Here is a 2,289-nt window from a genome sequence, read left to right on the forward strand (position 1 = left end):
CTTGGTCCGGCGCCCGGGCGGACCGGCCAGCTGCGGGGGGGCACCCGTGGAACTTACGGGAAACACCGCTCACTCTACGGGGTGCACTGGTCCCGGGGGGGGCGGGCGCCCCCCCCCCGGTTCGTTCTGCCGGATGTGAGCGAGAAGAACCGTGAGGGAAAGAGCACCGCCCGTGAGCGGCTGGCGGTCGAGCGACAGAAGCAGAAGGGCGCGGAGAAGCGCCGCCGGGCCCTGATCGTGGGCGCGTCGGTGGTGTGCGTCCTCGCCCTCGCCGCGGTGGTGGGCGTGCTGGCCGCCGGCGCGGGCAAGGACAAGAAGAACACCGCGGCGGGACCGGCGGTGGCGCCCTCGGGGGCGACCGGCAAGGACGGTCTCGCGATCCCGGTCGGCAAGGACGGCGCCAAGTCGACCCTCACGGTCTGGGAGGACTTCCGCTGCCCGGCCTGCGAGTCCTTCGAGACGGTGTACCGCCCGACCATCCGCCAGCTGGTGGACGCCGGTCAGCTGAAGGTCGAATACCACCTGGTCACGCTGATCGACGGAAACATGGGGGGCAGCGGCTCCCGGCACGCGGCCAACGCGGCGGCCTGTGCCCAGGACGCGGGCAAGTTCGCCGCGTACCACGACGTGCTGTACGCGAACCAGCCCAAGGAGACCGAAGACACGTTCGCGGACAACGGCAAGCTCATCGAGCTGGCGGGCAAGGTCGACGGTCTCGACACGCCGGGCTTTCGCGCGTGCGTCAACGACGGCAGGCACGACAGCTGGGTGACGAAGTCGAACACGGCCTTCCAGAACGGCAGCTTCAGCGGCACCCCGACCGTGCTGCTGGGCGGCAAGAACATCTACGCGGACCAGTCCATGACCCCCGCGAAACTCAAGCAGCTGGTGCAGGCCGAGAACAAGGGCTGAGCCCCCCGACCCGCGACGCCCCCGACCCGCGGCACCCCCGGCCTGCGAAGGGTCCGGGGGCGCTGCCCGTTATGGACCCGTTGCCGGGGCACCCGCCGCGGGTCCCGTCCGGCACGGTAGCGTCGACCCTGCCATGGAAATTGCCTACATTCCCAGCCCGTCGCACGGTGTGCTGCATCTCGGCCCCATTCCGCTGCGCGGCTACGCGTTCTGCATCATCATCGGCGTCTTCGTAGCCGTCTGGCTCGGCAACAAGCGCTGGATCGCCCGGGGAGGGCGGGCCGGCACGGTGGCCGACATCGCGGTGTGGGCCGTGCCGTTCGGTCTCGTCGGCGGCCGCCTCTACCACGTGATCACGGACTACGAGCTGTACTTCAGCGAGGGCCGCGACTGGGTGGACGCCTTCAAGGTGTGGCAGGGCGGCCTCGGCATCTGGGGCGCGATCGCGCTCGGTGCGGTGGGCGCGTGGATCGGCTGCCGCCGGCGCGGCATCCCGCTGCCCGCCTGGGCCGACGCGCTCGCGCCCGGCATCGTCTTCGCGCAGGCCATCGGACGCTGGGGCAACTGGTTCAACCAGGAGCTGTACGGCAGGGCCACGGACGTGCCGTGGGCGCTGCACATCACCTCCGCCACGGACGGGCGGGTGCCTGGGTACTACCACCCGACCTTCCTGTACGAGTCGCTGTGGTGCGTCGGCGTCGGCTTCCTCGTCATCTGGGCGGACCGCCGCTTCACCCTGGGTCACGGTCGGGCGTTCGCGCTGTACGTCGCCGCGTACTGCGTGGGCCGCGGCTGGATCGAGTACATGCGCGTCGACGACGCCCACCACGTCCTGGGCCTGCGTCTCAACGACTGGACCGCGATGGTGGTCTTCGTGCTCGCGGTGGTCTACATCGTGGTGTCGGCGCGGTTGCGGCCCGGGCGTGAGGAGATCGTCGAGCCGGGTGCGGACGCCTCCGGCGAGGACGAGGGCGACGCTGAGGCCGGGGCCGGGACTTCGGTCGGCCTGGACAAGAAGTCCGGTGAGAAGTCGGGCGAGAAGCCGGGCGAGAAGGCCGGGACGAAGGCTGAGAAGACGGCCGGCGACGAGCCGGGCGGGAAGAACGGCGCCGACGAGAAGTCCGGCGGCAAGGCCCCCGGCGACGCGGACGCGGAGCCGGGTGCGGGTGCGACGTCCGCGGCCGAGCCGGGGGCCGAGGTGTCCGCGGATTCCGCCGGTGGCGCGAAGAGCGAGGCGGAGTCGGCCAAGAAGGGCTGACGTTCCGGTACGCCGAGGGGGGGGGGGGGGCGGCCCCGCGGCGCGCGCTCGGGCAAGCGCGGCCCGCCGGCGGGCGGGCGAGGGCGCGGGTGGGCCGGGCGCGCCCCCCCGGCGCCGCG

At 72.5% G+C, this 2,289-nt stretch carries 1 protein-coding gene and 1 pseudogene; both read left to right on the forward strand.

All coding sequences use genetic code 11. From position 1 onward, the window contains the following. Window positions 1–135: 135 nt before the first annotated feature. Window positions 136–912: a DsbA family protein gene (locus tag ACFV2J_RS18785; protein ID WP_385098046.1), complete on the forward strand. Its 777-nt coding sequence runs from the start codon at window positions 136–138 to the stop codon at window positions 910–912. A 133-nt stretch (window positions 913–1,045) separates the two neighbouring features. Further along, window positions 1,046–1,901, forward strand: a pseudogene (gene lgt, locus ACFV2J_RS18790) (prolipoprotein diacylglyceryl transferase); the annotation flags it as partial. Window positions 1,902–2,289: the final 388 nt, after the last annotated feature.

The sequence above is a fragment of the Streptomyces sp. NPDC059668 genome, assembly GCF_042734135.1.
Classification (GTDB): Bacteria; Actinomycetota; Actinomycetes; order Streptomycetales; family Streptomycetaceae; genus Streptomyces.